Below are 20,789 nucleotides of genomic sequence, written 5' to 3' on the forward strand. Positions count from 1 at the left end.
ATGCCGGCTTATGGGTTGGCGTGATCGCCGACGTCGCGCTTTTCGTAGGCGTTGACGATGCGCGCGACCAGCGGATGCCTGACCACGTCGCGCGCCTCGAAAAAGGTGAACCCGACCCCGTCCACTTGGTCCAACACCTCGATCGCATCGCGCAGGCCGGACTTGACGTGCTTGGGCAGGTCGATCTGGGTCAGATCGCCGGTGATCACGGCGGTGCTGCCGAAGCCAAGACGGGTCAGGAACATCTTCATCTGTTCGATGGTGGTGTTCTGCGCCTCGTCCAAAATGACGTAGGCGTCGTTGAGCGTGCGTCCGCGCATGTAGGCCAGCGGTGCGATCTCGATGACGTTCTTTTCCAGCAACTTCACGACCTTGTCCACGCCGAGCATTTCGTATAGCGCGTCGTAAAGCGGGCGCAGATACGGATCCACTTTCTGGCTCAGGTCGCCGGGCAGGAAGCCGAGCTTCTCGCCGGCCTCCACTGCCGGGCGCACCAGGATCAAGCGCTGCACGCGCGACTCGTTCAATGCTTCCACCGCACTGGCGACGGCCAGGAAGGTCTTGCCGGTGCCGGCCGGGCCGATGCCGAAATTGATGTCGTGGGTGGCGATCTGGTGCAGGTACTTGGCCTGATTGGCGCCACGCCCGCGCACCGTGCCGCGCTTGACCTTGATCGCCACGTCCTGCGGTTGATAGGCGCGCTGGGCGATCTGATCGACGTTGGCCTGGTTCAGGCGCAGATGAATCTGCTGGTCGTCGAACATCACGCTGTCGGCCTCGGCGTAGAGTGCCTGCAGCAATTGTTCGGCGGAAGCTACGGCCGTTTCCGGACCGCTCACCCGGTAGACGTTGCCACGGTTGGAAATCTCCACGCCCAGGCGCAGTTCGATCTGCCGCAGATGTGCATCGAAAGGCCCGGCCAGGTTAGCCAGCCGCTCGCTGTCGGCGGGGTCCAGGGTGAAGTCGCGGTATGCGGATGGTGTGGTCATTGCGATATTGAGGCGGCAGCGCATGCGCTGTGCGCGTTGTTCGTTGCCTGGGAGTCAAGCCTAACGCGCACGGTCATCAAGGACCAGCGCATGTGGCGGCTTTGCGAGCGTTCAAACTATGTCTGCGACCACGCGTCCGCGCAGCGAGTTGCTCAGCGCTTCGGTGATCGTCACCTCGACGAATTGCCCAATCAGACGCGGATGTCCTGGGAAATTCACCGAGCGCATGTTTTCGGTCTTGCCGGTCAGTTCGGTCGGGTTCTTTTTCGATGGGCCTTCGACCAGCACCGTCTGCACGCTGCCGATCATGCTGCGCGAAATCTGCTGCGCGTGGGCGGTGATGTGCGCTTGCAGCCGTGCCAGCCGCGCATGCTTGACTGCTTCGGGAGTGTCGTCTTGCAGGTCGGCGGCGGGTGTGCCCGGACGTCGCGAATAGATAAAGGAAAAGCTCTGGTCGAAGCCGACGTCTTCGATCAGTTTCATGGTCTTGTCGAAATCGGCGTCGGTCTCGCCGGGGAAGCCGACGATGAAGTCCGAGCTGATGGCGATGTCCGGACGCACCTGGCGCAATTTGCGGATCTTCTGCTTGAATTCCAGTGCGGTGTAGCCGCGCTTCATCGCACTGAGGATACGGTCGCTGCCAGCTTGCACCGGCAAGTGCAGATAGTTGGCCAGTTGCGGCACGTCGCGGTAGGCGTCCACCAGCGAGTCGCTGAACTCCAACGGGTGCGAGGTGGTGAAGCGGATGCGACCGATGCCTTCGATCTGCGCGATGCTGCGGATCAGCAGGCCAAGATCGGCGTGTTGCGGGTCTTCGCCGGCGTCGGCGTCGGCATATGGGCCGCGGTAGGCGTTGACGTTTTGGCCGAGCAGGTTGATTTCGCGCACGCCTTGCGCGGCCAGTTGCGCCACTTCCACCAGCACGTCTTCGAACGGCCGGCTGATCTCCTCGCCGCGGGTGTAGGGCACCACGCAGAACGAGCAATATTTGGAGCAGCCTTCCATGATCGACACGAATGCCGAGGGCCCTTCGGCGCGCGGCTCGGGCAGCCGGTCGAACTTCTCGACCTCGGGAAAGCTGATGTCCACCTGCGATTGCCCGGAGGCGCGTCGAGCGCGGATCAGTTCGGGCAGCCGATGCAGGGTCTGCGGGCCAAACACCAGGTCCACGTAGGGCGCGCGCTTGACGATCGCTTCGCCCTCCTGCGACGCCACGCACCCACCCACACCGATGATCACCTGTTTGCCACCTGCCTTCAGTGCTTTCCAGCGGCCGAGCTGGCTGAACACCTTTTCCTGCGCCTTCTCGCGGATCGAGCAGGTGTTGACCAGGACCACGTCGGCTTCTTCGGGGTTGTCGGTCAGCTCTAGCCCTTCGGCGGCGGCGAGGACGTCGGCCATCTTGGCCGAGTCGTACTCGTTCATCTGGCAACCGTGGGTCTTGATGTACAGCTTGCCGCGCGCTGGCGACGGCGAGGCGGGGGTGCCGGTGGAGGGCAGGGGATGCAGGACAGTCCCGGGCATGGCGCTGAATCCAGGCGGGTGGAAAGGTAGCCGACTAGTTTACCCGCGTCAGCGCATCTGCGCAGGCGCTCGGTGGGTTGCTCCGTGCGCCCCACGTGTCCGTGCACTGATTGCAGCCTGCCGGATGCTCGAACGTTGCATATTCGGGCGCGGAAGTGGGGTCGAGCGGGTGTGCGGCACCAAGCCCAGGCGCTTCCAGGATAAAACCACGGCTGCGGTCTCAGGCGCTGGTGGGCGTGGCGCAGTCAGCGGGGGGGCTGGGAAGGATGTCATCTCGGCCCAGTCGTGCGGACTTGGCAATCGGCGGGGAAGTTGGGACACTGCCGTCATGAAGGGGATGCTGTGGCTTCTGGTGCTGGTCATCGCCACGCTGTCGGCTGCGCCGGCCAGTGCGGGTACCGTATACAAGTGCATCGGTGGCGACGGTGTCACCAGCTACGGTAATAAGCGCGTGTCCGGTGGCGATTGCAGTGTGATCGATCACTATATGCCCGAACGCCGTGCTGCGCAGGCCGCGTCGGTCCCGGCCAAGGCGGCCGCCGAGCGCCCGCCTGCCCATCGTGTCGTCGCCTTGGCGGCTCCGTCGGTCGGCGTCCAAGCCCCCCAAGCTAACGTTCCGGTCGCCGCGCCAGCGTCAGCCACGTCCACGATGGTCCCGACGCGCGCGACTTCGGTCGCTGGTGCTCTACCGCGCCGGCTGGTCAGCGGTCAGCTTTACTCTTACATGCAAGATGGCGTGCGCCATTACACCAGCGCGCGGCCAACCCAGCTCGCCAGTCTCGGTACGCTGCGCACGATCCACTACAGCTTCATGGAGACCTGCTACGCCTGCGCCAACACCGGGGTGAACTTCGGCGCGGTGCGCCTGAACACGACCGCCTACCAGAGCGAGATCGCCGCTGCCGCACGCGAATATGGCGTCGAGGAGGCGGTGGTGCGTGCCATCATTCATGCCGAATCGGCCTACAACCCCATGGCGCTCAGTCGTGCCGGGGCGCAGGGTTTGATGCAGTTGATGCCGATGACGGCGCGTCGTTTCGGGGTGGGCGATGCGTTCGATGCGGCGCAAAACATCCGTGGCGGTGTGCAATATCTGGCGTGGTTGTTGAAGCGTTTCAATGGCAACCTGAGCTTGGCCGCGGCCGGCTATAACGCCGGCGAGGGCGCGGTAGACAAACACGGCGGTGTGCCGCCGTATAGTGAGACGCAGCTCTATGTACAGCGGGTCGGCGTGCTCGCCGAACGCTACCGTGGCGCGGGTTCGCCCGCGCATTGACCCTGTTGACGCCCATGGCGCGCGGATGTGCCGCCTGCATTGTCGGCGGATTAAGGGTTCCGCTACACTGCGGTGAATTCGATGCAACTCGATCCCCACCGAGTTGCTGGCAGCCTCACGCTACCCAATCACAGATCGGAGTGCCGAATGGCCAACGATGGGGTTAACGATTCGGTTAATACAGGGCGTCGTCGCTTCCTCACCGCCACCACCGCCGTCGTGGGCGCGTTTGGTGCGGGATGCGTCGCGGTTCCTTTCATCAAATCCTGGGAGCCGAGTGCCAAGGCCAAGCTGGCCGGGGCGCCGATCACGGCCGACATCAGCGCGTTGCAGGAGGGCCAGCGGCTGATCCTGGAATGGCGCGGTCAGCCCATCTGGATCGTCAAGCGCTCCAAGGCGATGCTCGACGCGCTGCCATCCCTGGATGGCCGGCTCAAAGATCCCAAGTGCCAGAACAAGGATCAGCAGCCCGATTACGTGCTGAAAAACCCCGACTACCGCTCGATCAAGCCGGATATCTCGGTGTTGGTCGGCCTGTGTACCCACCTGGGCTGCTCGCCGGAGATGGTCGCCGAGATTCGCCCCGAGCCTTACGATCCAGACTGGAAGGGTGGCTATTTCTGCCCTTGCCACAAGTCGCGTTTCGACATGTCCGGGCGCGTGTTCCAGGGTGTGCCGGCGCCGATCAACCTATTGGTGCCGCCGCACCATTACCAGGACGACAACACGCTGGTCATCGGTGTGGACCCGAGTGCGTCCGCGAAAGGAGGGGCGTAAGTCATGAGCGACAATCTCCTTACTCGCACTGCGGGCAGTGTGTTCGATTGGGTCAACGAGCGCGCCCCTGGGCTGATGCCGTTCTACCGCAAGCACATCGCCGAGTACTACGCGCCGAAAAATTTCAACCTCTGGTATTACTTCGGTTCGCTGGCGTTGGTGGTGCTGGTGAATCAGATCGTCACCGGCATTTTCCTGACGATGCACTACAAGACCAGCGCGGCCGAGGCGTTCAACTCGGTCGAGTACATCATGCGTGACGTGGATTGGGGCTGGCTGATCCGCTACATGCACTCCACCGGTGCTTCGCTGTTCTTCATCGTGGTCTATCTGCACATGTTCCGCGGGCTGATGTACGGCAGCTACAAGAAGCCGCGCGAACTGGTCTGGATCCTGGGCATGCTGATCTACCTGGTGCTGATGGCCGAAGCCTTCATGGGTTACGTGCTGCCCTGGGGGCAGATGTCGTTCTGGGGCGCCAAGGTCATCATCTCGCTGTTCGGCGCGATCCCGGTGATCGGCAACGGCCTGACCGAGTGGATCATGGGCGACTATCTGCCGTCGGACGCCACCCTCAACCGGTTCTTCGCCCTGCACGTGATCGCGCTGCCGCTGGTGCTGTTGCTGATGGTGGTGCTGCACCTGGGGGCGCTGCACGAAGTCGGCTCCAACAACCCCGATGGGGTGGAGATCAAGAAAGGCCCCAAGGGCAACCGTTGGGATCCGAACAAGCCGGCCGACGGTATCCCGTTCCACCCGTACTACACGGTCAAGGACATGGTCGGGGTCGGTTTCCTGCTCATGATCGGCGCCTTCATCATTTTCTTCGCCCCGGCTTTTGGTGGGTTGTTCCTGGAGCACGACAACTTCACCGAGGCCAACCGCCTGGTCACGCCGGAGCACATCAAGCCGGTCTGGTACTACACCCCGTACTACGCGATGTTGCGGGTGGTGCCGAACAAGCTCGGAGGCGTGCTGGTGATGTTCTCGGCGATTGCGATCCTGTTCCTGGTGCCGTGGCTGGATCGGGCCAAGGTCAAGTCGATTCGCTACCGTGGCTGGATCTCGCGGGTGATGCTGGCGGTGCTGGCGGTGTGTTTCGTGTGGTTGGGTGTGATCGGCTCTGGTCCCGGCACCGAGATCATCGAGACCTACATCGGCCGTGTGCTGACGCTGCTGTACTTCCTTTTTTTCCTGACCATGCCGATCTGGACCACGCTGGATCGCACCAAGCCGGTGCCGGAGCGGGTGAGCAGCCATGACTAAGCGCCTGATCGCTTTCTTCGCCTGCCTCGCTTGCATGTGCGTGCTGTCCGCCTCTGCCTTGGCCAGCGAGGGGGGCGCCACCTTGCAGGCGGGTAACGATCTTGGCGACCGCGCTTCGCTGCAGCGTGGCGCCAAGATGTTCATGAACTATTGTTCCGGCTGCCACTCGCTGAAGTACCTGCGTTACTCGCGCATGGCCGAGGATCTTGGCCTGAGCGAAGATGAGGTGATGCACAATCTCAACTTCACCGGGGCCAAGGTCGGCGAACACATCGAGGCGGCGATGCCGCACGAGGCCGCGGCCAAGTGGTTCGGCAAGGCTCCTCCGGATCTGAGTCTGATTGCCCGCGTGCGTGGCACCGACTGGGTCTATACCTATCTCAAGTCGTTCTACCTTGACCAGTCCCGCCCGTTGGGCTGGAACAACAGCCTGTTCGCCAACGCCTCCATGCCCAATCCGCTGTGGGAGCTACAAGGCTTGCAGCAGCCGGTTTACGGCAAGGCCTCGCAGCCGGGTGTGGACAAACCGGTGGAGCGCCTGCAACTGGCGTCCCCGGGCAAACAGACCCCCGCCGAGTTCGACCAGACCGTGCGTGACATCAGCAACTTCCTCGAATACGCTGGCGAGCCTGCAGCGCTGAAACGGCAGCGTCTGGGCGTGTGGGTGGTCCTGTTCCTGGCCTTGCTCACCTTCCTGGCCTATTTGCTGAAGAAGGAATACTGGAAGGACGTGCATTGAACGCTTTCGATGCCGTCTACACGCCTGCTGCACCGTTGCTGAGTGATTTCCCTGTTCATGCTATTGGCTTTTCTGGGCGAGGGTTGCACACTCAGGGGCCGTGGCGACCGTTCGCAAGGTGCGGACGGCGTCGATGCGGCCGGCGGATACCGGTCGTCGGAGAGCCTTGAATGGCGGTGAGTTTGCGCATGCGAAATACCTTGACCTTGTTTTCCTCCACCGATGATGTGCTGTGCCACCGTGTTCGTCTGGTGCTCGCGGCCAAAGGCGTCACCTACGATTTCGTGGCGGTTGATCCGCAAAATCCGCCGGAAGACCTGATCGATCTCAATCCCTACCACTCCGTGCCGACGCTGGTCGAGCGCGAGTTGGTGCTGTACGCCGCCTCGGTGGTCAGCGAGTATCTCGACGAGCGCTATCCGCATCCGCCGTTGATGCCGGTCGATCCGCTCTCGCGTGCGCGCTTGCGCCTGGCGATGTTGCGCATCGAACACGATTGGGTGCCGCAAGTGCAGGCGATCCAGCTTGGCAACAAATCCCAGGCCGAAGCCGGCCGCAAGCGCCTGAAGGAGCTGTTGACCGCCTCGGTGCCACTGTTCAAGGCCAGCAAATTCTTTCTCAATCCGGAAATGAGTCTGGCCGATTGCGCGATGGCACCGATCATCTGGCGCCTGCAGGCGCTGGATATCCCGTTGCCGAAGGATGGCAAGGCGATCGAAGACTACGGCAACCGCATCTTCCGCAATCCCGGTTTCATCCGCAGCCTGACGGATCAGGAAAAGAAACTGCGCGATCTGCCAGCGTGATGCCTGTCTGCTTGGTGGGCTCGCTGTCTTTCCAGATGCGTCGGTGTGACGTGTCGGCGCGTAGAATTGTCGTATGAGCGAAGAGACTTACCGCATGACCAGCCATCGCCCGTACCTGTTGCGGGCGCTGGTGGAGTGGATCAACGACAATGGCATGACCCCCCACGTATTGGTGGATGCTGGCTTGCCTGGTGTGCAGGTGCCGCCGAGTGCGGTCAAGGATGGCAGGGTGGTGCTGAACATCGCCGAGCGCGCGGTGGTGCGCCTGCAGATCGACAACGATGGAGTCAGCTTCACCGCTCGATTTGGCGGTGTCAGCTATCCGGTCCAGGTGCCGATGGCGGCGGTGCTGGCAGTCTATGCGCGCGAAACCGGGCAGGGCATGGCGCTGCCGGACGATATCCATGGTCCGGGCGAGCCGCCCGACGGCGATACGCCACCGCCACCGCCACCGCGTCGTGGCAGTTCCGACGAAGCCGGTAAACGCCCGCGTTTGCGCGTGGTGAAGTAGGACTGGCCTCCGGGCGAGCGCTTGCCGCTCGCCATCGTGCCGTTTTCTTGGGCGGGCTGTGTGCAGTCGGTCGTGCGCATGGTGTCGCCAGGAGCGCACGACGATTGCTGCGCATGCCGGCCGCGTTGTCGGCTGCGTGCGCTATGGCTGCGTTCGATACGGTTGCTGCGACTCGGAGCGGGCCTGCGTCACCCGTTGCGCGCATGACCGGCTGCGTTGGATCGTCATTGGTGTGGTGCTCGTGCCTCATGCAGCGCGGTGACGCTGGCGACAGATGGCCCGGCGAAAGTAATCAGTCGATCCCCGAGCAGCACCAGACGGCCGCTGTGTCGGTCCACGCCGTCGCAGGAATAGTCGAAGCGGAAGCTACGCTCGAAGCCGAGCCAGCCGTTGGGCAGTCGTCGTAGGCGCAGGCCCGTGCCGTGCACGCTTTGGTCGAGCCATTGCACATCGGCGGCTTTGCAGGCGTTGCGGCCGAGGACTTCGGCGCGTTCGGCGGCGGCGCGCGAGGCGTTCCAGAACGCGAACACGGCAGCACCGACAATCATCAGTAGGATCAGACTAGGCATGCGGCCACTGTAACCAGACCTCGGACAAGAGGGCAATCTTGATCGCCAGAGATCGGGATGTGGCGTTGTTGTTTGTCTGTTGCGGCGGCTGGTTGTGCAAATCCGTCGCCCTGCCTGCACACGAGCTAGCGCCTTACTGCGGGGGGTGGACCCAGCTTGAGCGAAAGATCCACCGCCTGCACGTGCTTGGTCAGCGCACCGATGGAGATGCAGTCCACGCCGTCTTCGGCGATTGCACGTACCGCGTCCAGATCCACGCCGCCGGAGACTTCCAGCGGGATGCCGCGCTGATGAAACTCGGTGCTGGCAATCGCCACGGCGGCGCGGCGTTGTTCCGGGGTGAAGTCGTCTAGCAAAATACGCTCGCAACCGGCGCCGAGGGCTTCGCGGAGTTCATCCAGGGTTTCCACCTCGACCACCAGGGGCAACTGCGGCCACTGCGCGCGTGCCGCGGCCACCGCCGCGCTCAACGAGCCGGCGGCATGGATGTGGTTTTCCTTCAGCATCACCGTGTCGTACAAGCCGATGCGGTGGTTGTCGCCGCCACCGCAACGCACCGCGTACTTCTGCGCCAGACGCAGACCGGGCAGGGTCTTGCGGGTATCCAGGATGCGCGCGCCGGTGCCGGCGACCGCGGCCACGTAGGCGGCGGTGACGGTGGCGGTGGCGGACAGGGTCTGGAGAAAATTCAGCGAGGCGCGCTCGGCGCTGACCAGGGCGCGGCTGCGCCCGTGCAATACCGCCAAGACGGTGCCTGCTGCCACGCGTTCGCCTTCGGCCACGCGCCACTGGATCCTGACCTGCGGATCGAGCGCGCGGTGACAGGCGTCGAACCAGGGCCGGCCAGCGATCACCGCCTCCTGCTTGCACAGCAGATAGGCGCTGTCGGCGCGGTCGGGTAGCAAGGCGGCGGTGGCGTCGCCGCTGCCGAGGTCCTCGGCCAGTGCGCGCGCTACATCCGCGTCGATCAGTTCCTGTGCTGGCGCCTGTGGCGACGCGGTGTCGTGGCTCATTTGGTCGGGAAGTCGGCGAGCTGCGTCGTGGCAATCGCCTCTTCAGACAGCAGCACCGGGATGCCGTCCTCGACGCGGAACACCTGTTTGCGATCACGCGTGACCAGGGCTTCGCGCAGCGATTGGCTCTGTGGGCTACCGTCGGCGCGCTTGACCTCGCCAGCGGCGATGGCGCGATTCAGTGCTTCCAGGCCGCGCGTCTCCAGCATCGCCAGCGGTTGGCGGGTGTCGGGCGAGCACAGCAGGTCGAGGAGTTTGCGGTCCATCCGGTCTTCGTCTTGCGTGGAAGGCGGCTAGAATACGTCTTTAATGCAGGGGATGGCCATGGCCTCCAGACAAACCACGCCGCTCGTCGGCATCGTGATGGGTTCCCGCTCCGATTGGGAGACCATGCAGCACGCAGCGGAAAAGCTCGATGCGTTGGGTGTACCCCATGAGGTGAAGGTCGTGTCGGCGCATCGCACGCCGGATGTGCTGTTCGCCTATGCCGAGGCGGCGGCGGCGCGTGGGTTGCGGGCGATCATTGCCGGTGCCGGAGGCGCGGCGCACCTGCCGGGCATGCTCGCGGCGAAGACGGCGGTGCCGGTGTTGGGCGTGCCGGTGCAGTCCAAGGCGCTCAATGGCATGGATTCTTTGTTGTCGATCGTGCAGATGCCGGCGGGTATTCCGGTGGCTACCTTCGCCATCGGCAATGCCGGCGCGGCCAATGCCGCGCTGTTCGCCGCGGCGATGTTGGCGGCCGAGCACGGCGATGTCGCCACGGCGCTGAGCGCGTTTCGCCAGCGCCAGACAGAAGACGTGATGGCCAAGGACGATCCGCGCCAATGACGACGGTCGGTATTCTGGGAGCAGGGCAGTTGGCTCGGATGCTGGCGATTGCTGGCGCGCCACTGGGCCTGCGCTTTGCCATGCTGGATACGGTGGCCGACGCTTGCGCCGGCCAGGTCGCGCCGCTGCAGGTTGGCGATTACCGCGACGCGACGGCGCTGGCCGCTTTCGCCGCCAAGGTGGATCTGGCGACCTTCGATTTCGAAAACGTGCCGGCCAGCAGCGCCGAGTGGCTGGCGGGGCAGGTGCCGGTCTTCCCCAGTCCGGACGCGTTGGCCGTGGCGCAGGACCGTTTGGCCGAGAAGACCTTGTTCCGCGAACTGGGCATCCCGGTGCCCGCGTTTGCTCCGGTCGATACCCGCGAGGAGCTGGATGCGGCACTGGCTCTGGTCGGCACGCCGTGCATTCTCAAGACCCGCCGTCTTGGCTACGACGGCAAGGGGCAGTTCCGCATCGCCTCCGTGGCCGATGCCGATGCGGCCTGGGCGGCCTTGGGCGCGCAGGCGTCGAGCGTCGGTTTGATCGCCGAGGCGTTCGTGCCGTTCCAGCGCGAGATCAGCGTGGTGGCGGTACGTGGTCGCGATGGCGAATTCCGCACCTGGCCGCTGACCGAGAATTGGCATGTCCAAGGTGTGCTGTCGGCCAGTTTGGCCCCGGCGCAGGCCGATGCCGCGTTGGAGCAGTCCGCCGTCGCGCATGCGCGGGCTTTGGCCGAGCGCCTGCAGTACGTCGGCGTGTTCGCGCTGGAGTTGTTCTGCCGCGATGGGGTGTTGCTCGCCAACGAGATGGCGCCGCGCGTACACAACTCCGGCCACTGGACCATCGAAGGCGCCGAGACCTCGCAATTTGAGAACCATCTGCGCGCTGTGCTGGGCTTGCCGCTTGGGTCCACGCGCATGTGCGGCCATGCCTGCATGCTCAACTGGATTGGCGCGATGCCCGATGCCGCGCCGGTGCTGGCCCAGCCCGGTGGGCATTGGCACGACTACGGCAAGGAGTCGCGCGAGGGCCGCAAGGTCGGCCATGCCACGCTACGCGAGGAGACGGCCGAGGCGCTCGCGCAGGCGCTGCAGACGGTCGGTGTGCAATTGCAACGTCAGGCGCAGGTCGCCCCGGTGATCGCTGCGCTGCGTGGGCAGCGCTGATGCAGCGGCATCGCTGTCGATGCGTGTCCCGGTGCAGTGATGCTTGTGCGATATCGGCGTGCCACTACTGCCGACATCGCCGGTGCGATCTCAGCGCAGGTTGTTGGAGACAAATTCCCAGTTGACCAGCTTCCAAAATGCCTCCAGGTAGCGTGCGCGGTCGCCGGGGTAATCGATGACGTAGGCGTGTTCCCACATGTCGCAGGCCAGCAGCGGGACATCCTGGCCCGTCAACGGTGATACCCCATTGGCGGTGACGACCACGGCCAAGTTGTCGTCCGGGCGTTGCACCAGCCAGACCCAGCCCGAGCCGAACACGTTCAGCGCCATGCGGGTGAACTCGGCCTTGAAGCTGGCGATGTCGCCGAAGCGCTTGGTCAGCAGTTCGCCAAGCGCTCCACTGGGCTCGCCGCCGCCGCGCGGGCGCAGGCCGCGCCAGTAGAACGCATGATTCCAGACCTCGGCGGCTTCTTCGAACAGGCGACCCTGGGCGCGCCGCAGCAGATCCTCCAGCGGCAAATCCGCCAATTCGCTGCCGGCGATGCGTGCATTGAGCCGCTCCACCAGGTTGCGCTGGTGTTGGCCGTGATGATGGTCCAGTGTCGCCACCGAAAGATGCGGCGTCAGTGCGCTGTAGTCGTAGGGCAGCGGGGCGAGTTCGATGGCCATGGATCCTCGGTGGCAGGGTGCGCGTGTTTCGGTACGATCACGCGCAGGGCTTACACTATGCGGCGATGCGAAAGTCTAGTCGACCGTCGAGGTCGTTCTTTTGCCCCAGAGCAGCAGGAGGAGAACCCGCAATGCAGGTGATGGAGCGCATCCAGGCCGATGTTGAACGGCATCCGATTGTGTTGTTCATGAAGGGGACGCCGCAGTATCCGATGTGCGGTTTCTCCAGTCGTGCGTTGCAGGCGTTGCTGGTCGCCGGCGCCGACCGGTTGCATACGATCAATGTGCTCGATGAACCGGAAATCCGCGCCAATCTGCCTCGGTATTCGAATTGGCCGACTTTCCCGCAGTTGTTCATCCATGGCGAATTGATTGGCGGTTGTGACATCACCCTGGAGTTGTTCGAGTCCGGTGAGTTGCAGCGCATTGTGACCGAGGCATACCTGTCGTGATGCAGGCGGTGGTGCCGCAGGCCGGCGCGCTGGCCCAGCGGGTGGTATTGATCACCGGCGCGGCCGGTGGTCTGGGGAGCGCTGCGGCCCTGGCCTGCGCCCAGGCCGGGGCCGTCGTCGTCCTGCTCGGCCACAAGCCCGCACGGCTGAACCGGGTTTACGATGCGGTCGCGGCAGTCGCCGCGGCACCGTTGCTGTATCCCTTGGACCTGCTCGGGGCCACGCCGCAGGACTATGCGACCCTGGCCGAACGCCTGCAGGCGGAGTTGGGGCGTCTGGATGGACTGCTGCATTGCGCGGCCGATTTCATCGGCCTCACGCCGTTCGAGCATGCCGATCCGGCGCACTTCGCGCGTGCCATTCACGTTGGGCTGACGGCTCCTGCCTGGTTGACCCAGGCCTGCCTGCCACTGCTGCGACAGGCGCCGGATGCGGCCATCGTGTTCGCATTGGACGACCCGGCGCGTGTCGGCCAAGCCTACTGGGGCGGCTACGGCGCGGCCCAGTACGGACGTCGCGGTCTGCTGGCGAGTCTGCAGGGCGAGCTGGCTGCCTCGCGCGTGCGTGTGGCCGGGTTGCAGCCTGGCCCGATGCGCACAGCGTTGCGCGCGCGCGCTTATACCCATCACGAAGACCTCGATGCGGTCGATCCGGCACGTTACGCTGCCGCTTGCGTGGATTTGCTATCTCCTGCCGGTGCAGTGCACTGCGGCACCATCTGGACTCCTGCGGTATGACCATTCTCTCGGCGGCACTGCTGTTATTCCTGATCCTCGATCCGCTGGGCAACATCCCGGTGTTCCTCAGTGTGCTCAAGCCGTTGTCGGGCAGGCGCCAGCGCATGGTGCTGGCACGCGAGTTGCTGATCGCCCTGATGGTGCTGATGGGGTTTCTGTGGGGGGGCAAGTACGCCCTGGAGGTGATGCATCTGCGCCGGGAGTCGGTGGCGATCGCCGGTGGCATCGTGCTGTTCCTGATCAGTATTCGCATGATCTTCCCGCGACCGGAAGGGCTAATGGGCGAGCTTCCCGATGGTGAACCTTTCATCGTGCCGCTGGCGATCCCGCTGGTGGCCGGCCCGTCGGGCATGGCGGCGGTGATGTTGATGGGCAGCAAAGAGCCGACGCGCCTGGACGAATGGAGCCTAGCGTTGATTTTGGCCTGGCTGGCCACTTCGGCGCTGCTGTTTTCCGCCACTATCTTGTACAAGCTGCTGGGTATGCGCGTATTGACCGCAGTCGAACGGTTGATGGGCATGTTGCTGGTGGCGATCTCGGTGCAGATGTTCCTGGATGGAATCAGTACCTATCTGAAATCGCCGCTTGTGGGTTGATCTCTCTCTCCGTATCCCGCATCCCGTATTAGCGCCGCGCGCTTGCCCGAGTGATAGGCGGCAAGAGCGTGCGTCAGGATCCCGCCGCGACGGCTGCGGCGGGCCACGAGTAGAACAGTATTGGTGTTTGGCCCGTGCGCGGCCCTGTGCGGCCACCGGCGCATTGCCTACCGACGTCAGCGAACAGCCAAATAAATGGCGGATACGCCCTTTTCATGTCCGTTCGTATCGAATTGTCGTGGTTCTGCAACACGCTTCTCGTACGATGTTAATCTAAAGTTAAACCTTGCGGGGGCAGCAAGGTTTAACGCCTCTTCACTACTCCCCTTGCCGTGCGCCCGCACCAGCACGGCGTGCTATGCGCATTTCGTCAAATTCCATTGAGGCTATTGCAATGATTCAACCCCGTCTGCGGATGTCCAAGCTCACTCTGGGCTTGGTCGCAGTTCTCTCTGCTGCGCCCGTATTCGCCCAGAGCACCTCCGCCAGTGTCGGTGGCCTGGTGACCCATGGCGGCCAGCCGGTCGTCGGTGCCGAGGTGACCATCACTCATGTTGAGTCGGGCACGGTCAGCCGGGCGGCCACCGATGCCAGCGGTCGCTACAATGCGCGCGGCTTGCGCGTTGGCGGCCCGTACACCATCACCATCACCAAGCCGGGCGAGGGCACCAAGACGGAAGATGGCCTGTACCTGGGCGTCAACCAGACCGCCAGCATCAATGCCGAGTTGACCGGCGACATGGCGGCACCGACCACGCTGGAGACGGTCAACGCCGTCGCCGTGGCGAGTGGCTCGGAAATGTTCAGCGCCACCAAGATGGGCGCCGGGACCAACGTCGGTCGCGAGCAGATCGAGGCGTTGCCGTCGATCAATGGCAACATCCAGGACTACATGCGTCTGGACCCGCGCGTGGCCTTCGTCGATCGCGCCTCCGGTACGATCAGCGCCGGTGGCCTGAACCCGCGCTACAACTCGATCAATATCGATGGCGTCTCGGCGAGCGACACGTTCGGCCTGGAAGGCAACAACATGACCACTCGGCGTCAGCCGGTGTCGATGGAGGCCATCGAAGCCATCGACGTCAACGTGTCCAACTACGACGTCAGTATCGCCAGTGCGGCCGGCGCCACCGTCAATGCGGTGACCAAGTCCGGGACCAACGACTTCCATGGTTCGCTCTACGGCTCCATGCGCGATGGCGACTGGTTCGGTAGAAATCCCGATGGCAGCAAGTTCAATGGTTTCAATAAAGAGGCCACCTACGGTGCGACCTTTGGTGGTCCGATCGTCAAGGACAAATTGTTTTTCTTTGCCAACTACGAGAAGTTCAAACAGGACGCGCCGGGCATCGATCTGGGTAGCACTGCATTGGGCAATGCCAACGCCAATTATGGCATGGCCGATGTGACCCGCGCGCAGCAGATCGCTAAAAATTATGGCTTCGACGCCGGTAGCTTGAACAGCAACGGCAACACCGACCTGAAGGAATACGCACTCAAGCTGGACTGGAATATCAGCGACAACCATCGCGCCAGCTTCCGCTATAGCAAGCTGGACCAGAGCAAGCTGCGTATCAACGGCGCTGGTAACCTCGGTGAGGCATCGCTGAGTTCTTACTGGTACCAGCACAACAAGAATGTCGAGAGTTACGTCGGTCAGTTGTTCAGCGATTGGTCGGAGAATTTCTCCACCGAGTTCAAGGTGTCTTACCGCGACTATTCCGCGATCCGTGTGGTCCCGACCAATGCGCCGAGCATCGCCGTGTACTTCGCTGGTTCGGTCGCCAACCCGACCGGCGATGTGCTGTACCTGGGTACAGAGACCAATTCGCAGGGCAATATCCTCACCACCAAGACCTGGAACTACTACGGTGCGGGTACGCTGACCCTGGATAACCACACCCTGAAGTTTGGCGTCGATGACAGCACCAACGACATCTACGACCTGTACGGTCGCAATAGCTGGGGCGTGTACAGCTTCTTCGGTCTGGACAATTTCGCCAGCGGCCGTTGGAGTTCCTACAAGCTCAACCAGGAGCGGACACCGGGTTCGATCGCGGCCAGCTACACCAACACCAACCTCGGCCTGTTCGTGCAGGACACCTGGTACGTCAATAGCAACCTGACCCTGACCCTGGGCCTGCGTGGCGACCGTCCCGGAGTCAGCCCGGATCCGGCCTACAACGCGGGTGCGCAGGCGGCATTCGGCTACGACAACAGCAAGATCTTCAGCAGCGGCTTCCTGATCCAGCCGCGTGTGGGCTTCAACTACACCTTCGACACCGAGCGCCCGACCCAGCTACGTGGCGGCGCAGGCCTGTTCCAGGGCGATGCGCCGGAGGTGTGGATCGCGAACAGTTATTCCAACACCGGTTTCAATTACAACGCCTACAGCTTCACCACCTACGATCCGCGCCTGCCGTTCAGCGCCAATAAGAACACCCAGCCGATTCCCACCACCCCCGGCTCGGCCACCCAGGGCGTGAGCTTCGTCGGCAAGGACTTCAAGCTGCCATCGCTGTACAAGGCCAACCTGGCGCTGGACCACGAACTGCCGTGGGAGGGCATCGTGGCGTCGGCCGAAGTGCTGGTGACCAAGGTCAAGCAGGGCCTGTACTACAAGAGCTTGAATATCGGCCCCGTCGTCGCCCCGGGTCAGGACCCGAGTCCGGCCTACTACGGTCCGGATGGCCGCGCGCTGTATTGGAATCCGTCGCAGACCGGCCGTCCGTGGGCCGCTGGCAATAATCGCTTCGGCCGCAACGCTGGCTACAGCGATGTGTATCTGATCGACAACACCGACAAGGGCAAGACGCAGCAGTTGACCTTGTCGCTGTCCAAGCCGTTCGGCGAAGGCGGCGATTGGTCCTGGAGCTTGGCATATACCTACACCCACGCGACCGAAGTCGGCTCGCTGACCAGCTCCACCGCCAGCTCGGGTTGGGGCAACCAGTACGCGTTCAACGCCAACTCCGAAACCGAAAGCAAATCGCGTTACGCGATCAAGGACCGTATTTCCGGCTCGTTGGACTGGAAGCACATGTTCTTCCGCGATTACGAAACGCGTGTCGGTCTGGTATACGAAGGCCGTAGTGGCCGTCCCTACAGCTATGTGTTCAACGGCGATGCCAACGGCGACGGCCGTTCGACCAACGACCTGTTCTACGTGCCGAAGGGTCCGGGCGACGTGCTGTTCGGTACGCTCAGCAATAACGGCACGTTCACCGCCAATCCGGCGATGCAAAAACAGTTCTTCGACTGGCTGGCGCAGAACCCGCAGTTGGCTAAGTACGCTGGTAGCTACGCCCCGGCCAATGGTTTCCGTTCCGCCTGGATCAACACGTTCGACGTGCGTATCAGTCAGCAGTTGCCTGGCCTGTTCAAGGGCCACAAGTCCGAGCTGTGGCTGGACATCCAGAACGTGGGCAATTTGCTGAACAAGAAGTGGGGCCGGATCTACGATTATGGCTTCTATGCCGATGCCCGAGGTGCCAACCTGCAGGGGATCTACAAAGGCAAGTACGTGTACAACACCCTGTACACCGATCAGCCGACGGCCGCCAATGCCGATGCCGATGGGTTCAACACCGGTGTGTCGCAATGGTCGCTGCAGTTGGGTTTCCGCTATCAGTTCTGATCGCGGCGCAAGCTGAAGCGCGGGAAACGGCCGGGGGGACTTGGCCGTTTTCTTTTTGTGTGGGCTGACGTTAAAGTCGCCCGCTCACCACAAACGACACGACATCCGATATGACGACCAGCAATACGGCGGCGCATACGCTGCCGGTAGTGGATGCGCGGATCTACCCGCGCGGCGGCCTGGACATTCTCTCGCGTGTGGAAGTGGCGCGCTTGCGCGATGCTTCCAGCGGCGGCCTGCACGAACTGTTGCGGCGTTGCGCGTTGGCGGTGCTGACCAGCGGTAGCGCTTCCGACGATCCCGGTGCCGCTGGCGATCTGTATCCGGATTTCGATATCCAGGTGCTGCAACGCGACCGTGGCGTGCGTATCGACCTGTTCAACGCCCCGGCAATGGCCTTCGTGGATGGCGAGATCATCAACGGCGTGGCCGAACTGTTGTTCGCCGTGGTTCGTGATTTGGCTTACATGTCTATCGAACTCGGTCCGGAATCGGCGTTCGACCTGCAATCCAGTGCAGGTATCACCAACGCGGTGTTCGGGCAGTTGCGTAACGCGCGCATTCTGCAGCCTGACGACCCGAAACTGGTGGTGTGCTGGGGCGGGCATTCGATTTCGCGCGAGGAATATCTGTACACCAAGCAAGTTGGCTACGAGCTGGGCCTGCGCGGGCTGGATATCTGCACTGGTTGCGGCCCGGGTGCGATGAAGGGGCCGATGAAGGGCGCCACCATCGCCCATGCGAAGCAACGCAAGCACGACAACCGCTACATCGGCCTCACCGAGCCGGGCATTATCGCTGCCGAATCGCCGAACCCGATCGTCAATCATCTGGTGATCCTGCCGGACATCGAGAAGCGTCTGGAGGCCTTCGTTCGCATCGGTCACGGCATCATCGTGTTTCCCGGTGGTGTTGGCACCGCCGAGGAGATCCTGTACCTGCTCGGGATCTTGATGCGCGAGGAAAACCATGGCTTGCCATTCCCACTGATCCTGACCGGCCCGGCCATCGCCGCGCCGTACTTCGCGCAGATCGACCGGTTTCTACGTCTGACCCTGGGCGAGGCCGCCACCTCCCGCTACGAGATCGTGGTCGGTGATCCGGTGACGGTGGCGCGGAAGATGGCCGCTGGTATCCAGCAGGTCCGCGCGCACCGTAAGGAGCACAAGGACGCGTATTACTTCAACTGGTCGTTGCATATTCCACTGGAGTACCAGCGTCCGTTCGAGCCGACGCACGCGGCAATGGCGGCCCTCGATCTGCACCATGGCCGGCCGCCGCATGTACTGGCGGCGGACTTGCGCCGCGCGTTTTCTGGCATCGTCGCCGGCAACGTCAAGCAAGACGGTGTCCGTCGCATCGAACAGCATGGTCCGTTCGAAATTCATGGCGATGCGGACATGATGCAGGCCTTGGACGCGCTGCTGCGTGCGTTCGTCGAGCAGCGCCGGATGAAGATCTCCGGGGAATACCAGCCTTGCTACCGGGTCATGACCTGAGCGCGATGCGGATCGTGGCGACGAAGCTGTCGCCATCGCTGGCGGTGCGTAGCGAGGCGCCTTGCATACTCTCCAGCCGGGTACGCAAGGCCGATAGGCCAACGCGGTGGCCGCGCTGGAGATGCCGCGCCGCGCCGCTGGGGGGCAGGGTATTGCGGATGTTGATTTCAAGCGCGTCGCTGCGTTCGTCGATGGCGATGCCGATTTCGCCGCCCTCTGCGGTGCATTCGATGCCGTGGTGAACCGCGTTCTCCAGTAGCGGTTGCAGCGACAATCGCGGAATCCGTATCGGCGCAATGGCGTCGGGCAGGGTCCAGTGCACGCGCAGGCGCGGGCCGAAACGGATGGCTTCGATATCCAGGTAACGCTTTGCTAGATCGATCTCGTCTTGCAGGTCGACCAGGTCGGGGCGCGCCAGCGCGGCGCGGAACAGGTCCGACAAATCCATCAGCAGTTGTTCCACCTGTTGGGGTTGCCGATGCACCAGCATCACCGCGGTGTTGAGTGTGTTGAACAGAAAGTGCGGCTGGACTCGCGCGGTGAGCGCGTCGATCTCGGCCTGCTTGGCGCGTTCCACCAACTGTTTGATGCGCACATGATTGTGCAACGCGGCCATACCGAGCAGGCCGATCAGCAACGCGATGCCCGATAGCTGCAGCGATAGGGTCAGCCATGACCCGGTAGAGAGTTGCCAATAATCGCCGAAGGTCGACAGGACCAAACCGCTGATGAGCCAGGTCAGCACCTGCATCAGGCACAGCGTTGCGGTGGTGATCGCCAGAAATCCGCGTGTTGCCAGGGTTCGGCGCAACAGCAGCAGACTGGCCAGGGTGAGTAGCGCGATCCACTGGATGCCCAGCGACGCCAGACCGAAATACACCCAGCGATTGCTGGCCGTGCTTGTGCCTGGGAACGGGGTCAGTGCCAGAATGGCCGCAATGCACTCGCCGGCCATTACGATCCAGATCAAGGTGGACGGCTGCTTGAGGACCTGCAACTGATCGTTGGAATAGGCGGAGGCGGGCATCGTGGGGTGGCGGGATGAGAACTGAGGCACATCATGCCTGCTGCCTTTGTCCAGCGCAGCGGCCGTCTACCCCTGAATTCCTGCCATTCGTCGGTAATGGCTGGCGGATCAGCAGCCCCGTCGCTAGCGTTAGCCTGGGGAAGCAATGGGGGATCTATGGCTGGTCATGGGAAGCGTGCGCTTGTCGAGCCGGTGCGGCCGTTTGGTTTCACGGTGGTCGAATTGATGGTGACCATCGCCATCCTGGCGATCCTGGTGGCGCTGGCGGTGCCCAGCTTTACCGCGCTGATGCGCAGCAACCGCCTGACCAGTAACGCCAACGAACTGGTGGCCGCGCTGCAGTTGACCCGTTCGGAGGCGGTTCGCCTGAACGGCGGTGTGAGCCTGTGCCGCAGTGATGATGGCAGAGTCTGCGCCGCCGGCGGCAACTGGGCCGGATTCTTGATCGTCACCCGCGATGGCACCGTCTTGCGCACGAGTACGTTGCGCGCTGGCTTGGTCGTGCAAAGCGCAGCGCTCGACGCTCTGGGTGACAGCCTGACCTTCGGAGCCGACGGCATCGCTCGCGACGGCGCCGGCAATCCGCTGAATATGGTCATCGCGGTGTGTATGCCGGTGGTCAACCCCACCAGTCCACCCGACAACATCAGGAATGTGGAGATGGTTGGTGGTAGCCGTATCCGGGTTCAGTCGGCGAGTGATAAAGGCACGTGCAACACCACCGGCTAA

The 20,789-nt window shown here is 63.2% G+C and carries 21 protein-coding genes; 14 read left to right on the forward strand and 7 right to left on the reverse strand.

Annotated features, from left to right (window positions below; all coding sequences use genetic code 11):
* Nucleotides 1–8: 8 nt before the first annotated feature.
* Together XANALMUS060_RS03165 and miaB are read right to left on the reverse strand one after the other, a co-directional pair.
* Complete coding sequence (locus XANALMUS060_RS03165) at nt 9–989, reverse strand: PhoH family protein (RefSeq protein ID WP_045737127.1); 981 nt, start codon at nt 987–989, stop codon at nt 9–11.
* A 111-nt stretch (nt 990–1,100) separates the two neighbouring features.
* The gene (gene miaB, locus XANALMUS060_RS03170) at nt 1,101–2,513 is read right to left on the reverse strand and encodes a tRNA (N6-isopentenyl adenosine(37)-C2)-methylthiotransferase MiaB (RefSeq protein WP_045737128.1); all 1,413 of its coding nucleotides are present in this window, start codon (nt 2,511–2,513) and stop codon (nt 1,101–1,103) included.
* A gap of 328 nt (nt 2,514–2,841) precedes the next feature.
* On the opposite strand from miaB, the gene XANALMUS060_RS03175 reads away from it, so the two are divergent.
* From XANALMUS060_RS03175 to XANALMUS060_RS03200, 6 genes are all read left to right on the forward strand, one after another.
* The gene (locus tag XANALMUS060_RS03175) at nt 2,842–3,789 is read left to right on the forward strand and encodes a transglycosylase SLT domain-containing protein (RefSeq protein WP_045737129.1); all 948 of its coding nucleotides are present in this window, start codon (nt 2,842–2,844) and stop codon (nt 3,787–3,789) included.
* Between the two features lie 147 nt (nt 3,790–3,936).
* On the forward strand, nt 3,937–4,566 hold the full coding sequence (petA, locus tag XANALMUS060_RS03180; protein ID WP_045727359.1) for a ubiquinol-cytochrome c reductase iron-sulfur subunit: 630 nt from the start codon (nt 3,937–3,939) through the stop codon (nt 4,564–4,566).
* 3 nt (nt 4,567–4,569) lie between these two features.
* Entirely contained in the window at nt 4,570–5,832 is a 1,263-nt protein-coding gene (locus XANALMUS060_RS03185) for a cytochrome bc complex cytochrome b subunit (protein WP_045727360.1), read from the forward strand.
* Nucleotides 5,825–6,571 carry a cytochrome c1 gene (locus XANALMUS060_RS03190; protein WP_045737130.1) on the forward strand — a complete coding sequence of 249 codons (747 nt, stop codon included), beginning with the start codon at nt 5,825–5,827 and terminating at the stop codon, nt 6,569–6,571. The genes XANALMUS060_RS03185 and XANALMUS060_RS03190 overlap by 8 nt, the downstream gene beginning before the upstream one ends.
* A gap of 170 nt (nt 6,572–6,741) precedes the next feature.
* Nucleotides 6,742–7,377, forward strand: coding sequence for a glutathione S-transferase N-terminal domain-containing protein (locus XANALMUS060_RS03195; protein WP_045737131.1), 636 nt, complete (start codon nt 6,742–6,744; stop codon nt 7,375–7,377).
* 73 nt (nt 7,378–7,450) lie between these two features.
* Nucleotides 7,451–7,888 carry a ClpXP protease specificity-enhancing factor gene (locus XANALMUS060_RS03200; protein WP_045737132.1) on the forward strand — a complete coding sequence of 146 codons (438 nt, stop codon included), beginning with the start codon at nt 7,451–7,453 and terminating at the stop codon, nt 7,886–7,888.
* Between the two features lie 224 nt (nt 7,889–8,112).
* Here XANALMUS060_RS03200 and XANALMUS060_RS03205 read toward each other — a convergent pair whose 3' ends face one another.
* The 3 genes from XANALMUS060_RS03205 to XANALMUS060_RS03215 form a co-directional block, all read right to left on the reverse strand.
* Nucleotides 8,113–8,457: a DUF3301 domain-containing protein gene (locus tag XANALMUS060_RS03205; RefSeq protein WP_045737133.1), complete on the reverse strand. Its 345-nt coding sequence runs from the start codon at nt 8,455–8,457 to the stop codon at nt 8,113–8,115.
* A gap of 125 nt (nt 8,458–8,582) precedes the next feature.
* Complete coding sequence (gene nadC, locus XANALMUS060_RS03210) at nt 8,583–9,470, reverse strand: carboxylating nicotinate-nucleotide diphosphorylase (protein WP_045737134.1); 888 nt, start codon at nt 9,468–9,470, stop codon at nt 8,583–8,585.
* Entirely contained in the window at nt 9,467–9,736 is a 270-nt protein-coding gene (locus XANALMUS060_RS03215; protein WP_045737135.1) for a Trm112 family protein, read from the reverse strand. Before XANALMUS060_RS03215 ends, nadC begins: the two co-directional genes overlap by 4 nt.
* A gap of 58 nt (nt 9,737–9,794) precedes the next feature.
* Between XANALMUS060_RS03215 and purE the strand changes: the two genes are divergently transcribed.
* Both purE and XANALMUS060_RS03225 read left to right on the forward strand, forming a co-directional pair.
* Nucleotides 9,795–10,298, forward strand: a complete 504-nt coding sequence (gene purE, locus XANALMUS060_RS03220) for a 5-(carboxyamino)imidazole ribonucleotide mutase (protein ID WP_045727366.1) — start codon at nt 9,795–9,797, stop codon at nt 10,296–10,298.
* Nucleotides 10,295–11,443 carry a 5-(carboxyamino)imidazole ribonucleotide synthase gene (locus tag XANALMUS060_RS03225; RefSeq protein ID WP_045737136.1) on the forward strand — a complete coding sequence of 383 codons (1,149 nt, stop codon included), beginning with the start codon at nt 10,295–10,297 and terminating at the stop codon, nt 11,441–11,443. Before purE ends, XANALMUS060_RS03225 begins: the two co-directional genes overlap by 4 nt.
* Before the next feature lie 90 nt (nt 11,444–11,533).
* On the opposite strand, the gene XANALMUS060_RS03230 is transcribed toward XANALMUS060_RS03225, so the two are convergent.
* Nucleotides 11,534–12,112 (reverse strand): Fe-Mn family superoxide dismutase, encoded by a 579-nt coding sequence (locus XANALMUS060_RS03230; protein ID WP_045737137.1) that lies wholly within the window; start codon nt 12,110–12,112, stop codon nt 11,534–11,536.
* A 131-nt stretch (nt 12,113–12,243) separates the two neighbouring features.
* Between XANALMUS060_RS03230 and grxD the strand changes: the two genes are divergently transcribed.
* From grxD to ppnN, 5 genes are all read left to right on the forward strand, one after another.
* Entirely contained in the window at nt 12,244–12,564 is a 321-nt protein-coding gene (gene grxD, locus XANALMUS060_RS03235; RefSeq protein ID WP_012915788.1) for a Grx4 family monothiol glutaredoxin, read from the forward strand.
* The gene (locus tag XANALMUS060_RS03240) at nt 12,564–13,301 is read left to right on the forward strand and encodes an SDR family NAD(P)-dependent oxidoreductase (RefSeq protein WP_045737138.1); all 738 of its coding nucleotides are present in this window, start codon (nt 12,564–12,566) and stop codon (nt 13,299–13,301) included. Before grxD ends, XANALMUS060_RS03240 begins: the two co-directional genes overlap by 1 nt.
* Nucleotides 13,298–13,897, forward strand: a complete 600-nt coding sequence (locus XANALMUS060_RS03245) for a YhgN family NAAT transporter (protein ID WP_045737139.1) — start codon at nt 13,298–13,300, stop codon at nt 13,895–13,897. The genes XANALMUS060_RS03240 and XANALMUS060_RS03245 overlap by 4 nt, the downstream gene beginning before the upstream one ends.
* Nucleotides 13,898–14,312: 415 nt before the next feature.
* Nucleotides 14,313–17,534 carry a TonB-dependent receptor gene (locus XANALMUS060_RS03250; RefSeq protein ID WP_045737346.1) on the forward strand — a complete coding sequence of 1,074 codons (3,222 nt, stop codon included), beginning with the start codon at nt 14,313–14,315 and terminating at the stop codon, nt 17,532–17,534.
* A gap of 110 nt (nt 17,535–17,644) precedes the next feature.
* A complete protein-coding gene (gene ppnN / locus XANALMUS060_RS03255; protein WP_045727372.1) occupies nt 17,645–19,033 on the forward strand; it encodes a nucleotide 5'-monophosphate nucleosidase PpnN in 1,389 nt (462 codons plus the stop codon).
* Here ppnN and XANALMUS060_RS03260 read toward each other — a convergent pair.
* Nucleotides 19,023–20,060 carry a histidine kinase gene (locus XANALMUS060_RS03260; RefSeq protein WP_045737140.1) on the reverse strand — a complete coding sequence of 346 codons (1,038 nt, stop codon included), beginning with the start codon at nt 20,058–20,060 and terminating at the stop codon, nt 19,023–19,025. The genes ppnN and XANALMUS060_RS03260 overlap by 11 nt on opposite strands.
* 225 nt (nt 20,061–20,285) lie before the next feature.
* On the opposite strand from XANALMUS060_RS03260, the gene XANALMUS060_RS03265 reads away from it, so the two are divergent.
* Complete coding sequence (locus XANALMUS060_RS03265) at nt 20,286–20,789, forward strand: GspH/FimT family pseudopilin (protein ID WP_052688100.1); 504 nt, start codon at nt 20,286–20,288, stop codon at nt 20,787–20,789.

It is taken from the genome of Xanthomonas sp. MUS 060, from assembly GCF_000963215.1.
GTDB lineage: Bacteria > Pseudomonadota > Gammaproteobacteria > Xanthomonadales > Xanthomonadaceae > Xanthomonas_A.

Excerpts from the sequence above, each read along its gene's own strand:
- XANALMUS060_RS03165 (WP_045737127.1), bottom strand. The coding sequence starts at position 989 with ATGACCACACCATCCGCATACCGCGACTTCACCCTGGACCCCGCCGAC.
- miaB (WP_045737128.1), bottom strand. The coding sequence starts at position 2,513 with ATGCCCGGGACTGTCCTGCATCCCCTGCCCTCCACCGGCACCCCCGCC.
- XANALMUS060_RS03175 (WP_045737129.1), top strand. The coding sequence starts at position 2,842 with ATGAAGGGGATGCTGTGGCTTCTGGTGCTGGTCATCGCCACGCTGTCG.
- petA (WP_045727359.1), top strand. The coding sequence starts at position 3,937 with ATGGCCAACGATGGGGTTAACGATTCGGTTAATACAGGGCGTCGTCGC.
- XANALMUS060_RS03185 (WP_045727360.1), top strand. The coding sequence starts at position 4,570 with ATGAGCGACAATCTCCTTACTCGCACTGCGGGCAGTGTGTTCGATTGG.
- XANALMUS060_RS03190 (WP_045737130.1), top strand. The coding sequence starts at position 5,825 with ATGACTAAGCGCCTGATCGCTTTCTTCGCCTGCCTCGCTTGCATGTGC.
- XANALMUS060_RS03195 (WP_045737131.1), top strand. The coding sequence starts at position 6,742 with ATGGCGGTGAGTTTGCGCATGCGAAATACCTTGACCTTGTTTTCCTCC.
- XANALMUS060_RS03200 (WP_045737132.1), top strand. The coding sequence starts at position 7,451 with ATGAGCGAAGAGACTTACCGCATGACCAGCCATCGCCCGTACCTGTTG.
- XANALMUS060_RS03205 (WP_045737133.1), bottom strand. The coding sequence starts at position 8,457 with ATGCCTAGTCTGATCCTACTGATGATTGTCGGTGCTGCCGTGTTCGCG.
- nadC (WP_045737134.1), bottom strand. The coding sequence starts at position 9,470 with ATGAGCCACGACACCGCGTCGCCACAGGCGCCAGCACAGGAACTGATC.
- XANALMUS060_RS03215 (WP_045737135.1), bottom strand. The coding sequence starts at position 9,736 with ATGGACCGCAAACTCCTCGACCTGCTGTGCTCGCCCGACACCCGCCAA.
- purE (WP_045727366.1), top strand. The coding sequence starts at position 9,795 with ATGGCCTCCAGACAAACCACGCCGCTCGTCGGCATCGTGATGGGTTCC.
- XANALMUS060_RS03225 (WP_045737136.1), top strand. The coding sequence starts at position 10,295 with ATGACGACGGTCGGTATTCTGGGAGCAGGGCAGTTGGCTCGGATGCTG.
- XANALMUS060_RS03230 (WP_045737137.1), bottom strand. The coding sequence starts at position 12,112 with ATGGCCATCGAACTCGCCCCGCTGCCCTACGACTACAGCGCACTGACG.
- grxD (WP_012915788.1), top strand. The coding sequence starts at position 12,244 with ATGCAGGTGATGGAGCGCATCCAGGCCGATGTTGAACGGCATCCGATT.
- XANALMUS060_RS03240 (WP_045737138.1), top strand. The coding sequence starts at position 12,564 with ATGCAGGCGGTGGTGCCGCAGGCCGGCGCGCTGGCCCAGCGGGTGGTA.
- XANALMUS060_RS03245 (WP_045737139.1), top strand. The coding sequence starts at position 13,298 with ATGACCATTCTCTCGGCGGCACTGCTGTTATTCCTGATCCTCGATCCG.
- XANALMUS060_RS03250 (WP_045737346.1), top strand. The coding sequence starts at position 14,313 with ATGTCCAAGCTCACTCTGGGCTTGGTCGCAGTTCTCTCTGCTGCGCCC.
- ppnN (WP_045727372.1), top strand. The coding sequence starts at position 17,645 with ATGACGACCAGCAATACGGCGGCGCATACGCTGCCGGTAGTGGATGCG.
- XANALMUS060_RS03260 (WP_045737140.1), bottom strand. The coding sequence starts at position 20,060 with ATGCCCGCCTCCGCCTATTCCAACGATCAGTTGCAGGTCCTCAAGCAG.
- XANALMUS060_RS03265 (WP_052688100.1), top strand. The coding sequence starts at position 20,286 with ATGGTGACCATCGCCATCCTGGCGATCCTGGTGGCGCTGGCGGTGCCC.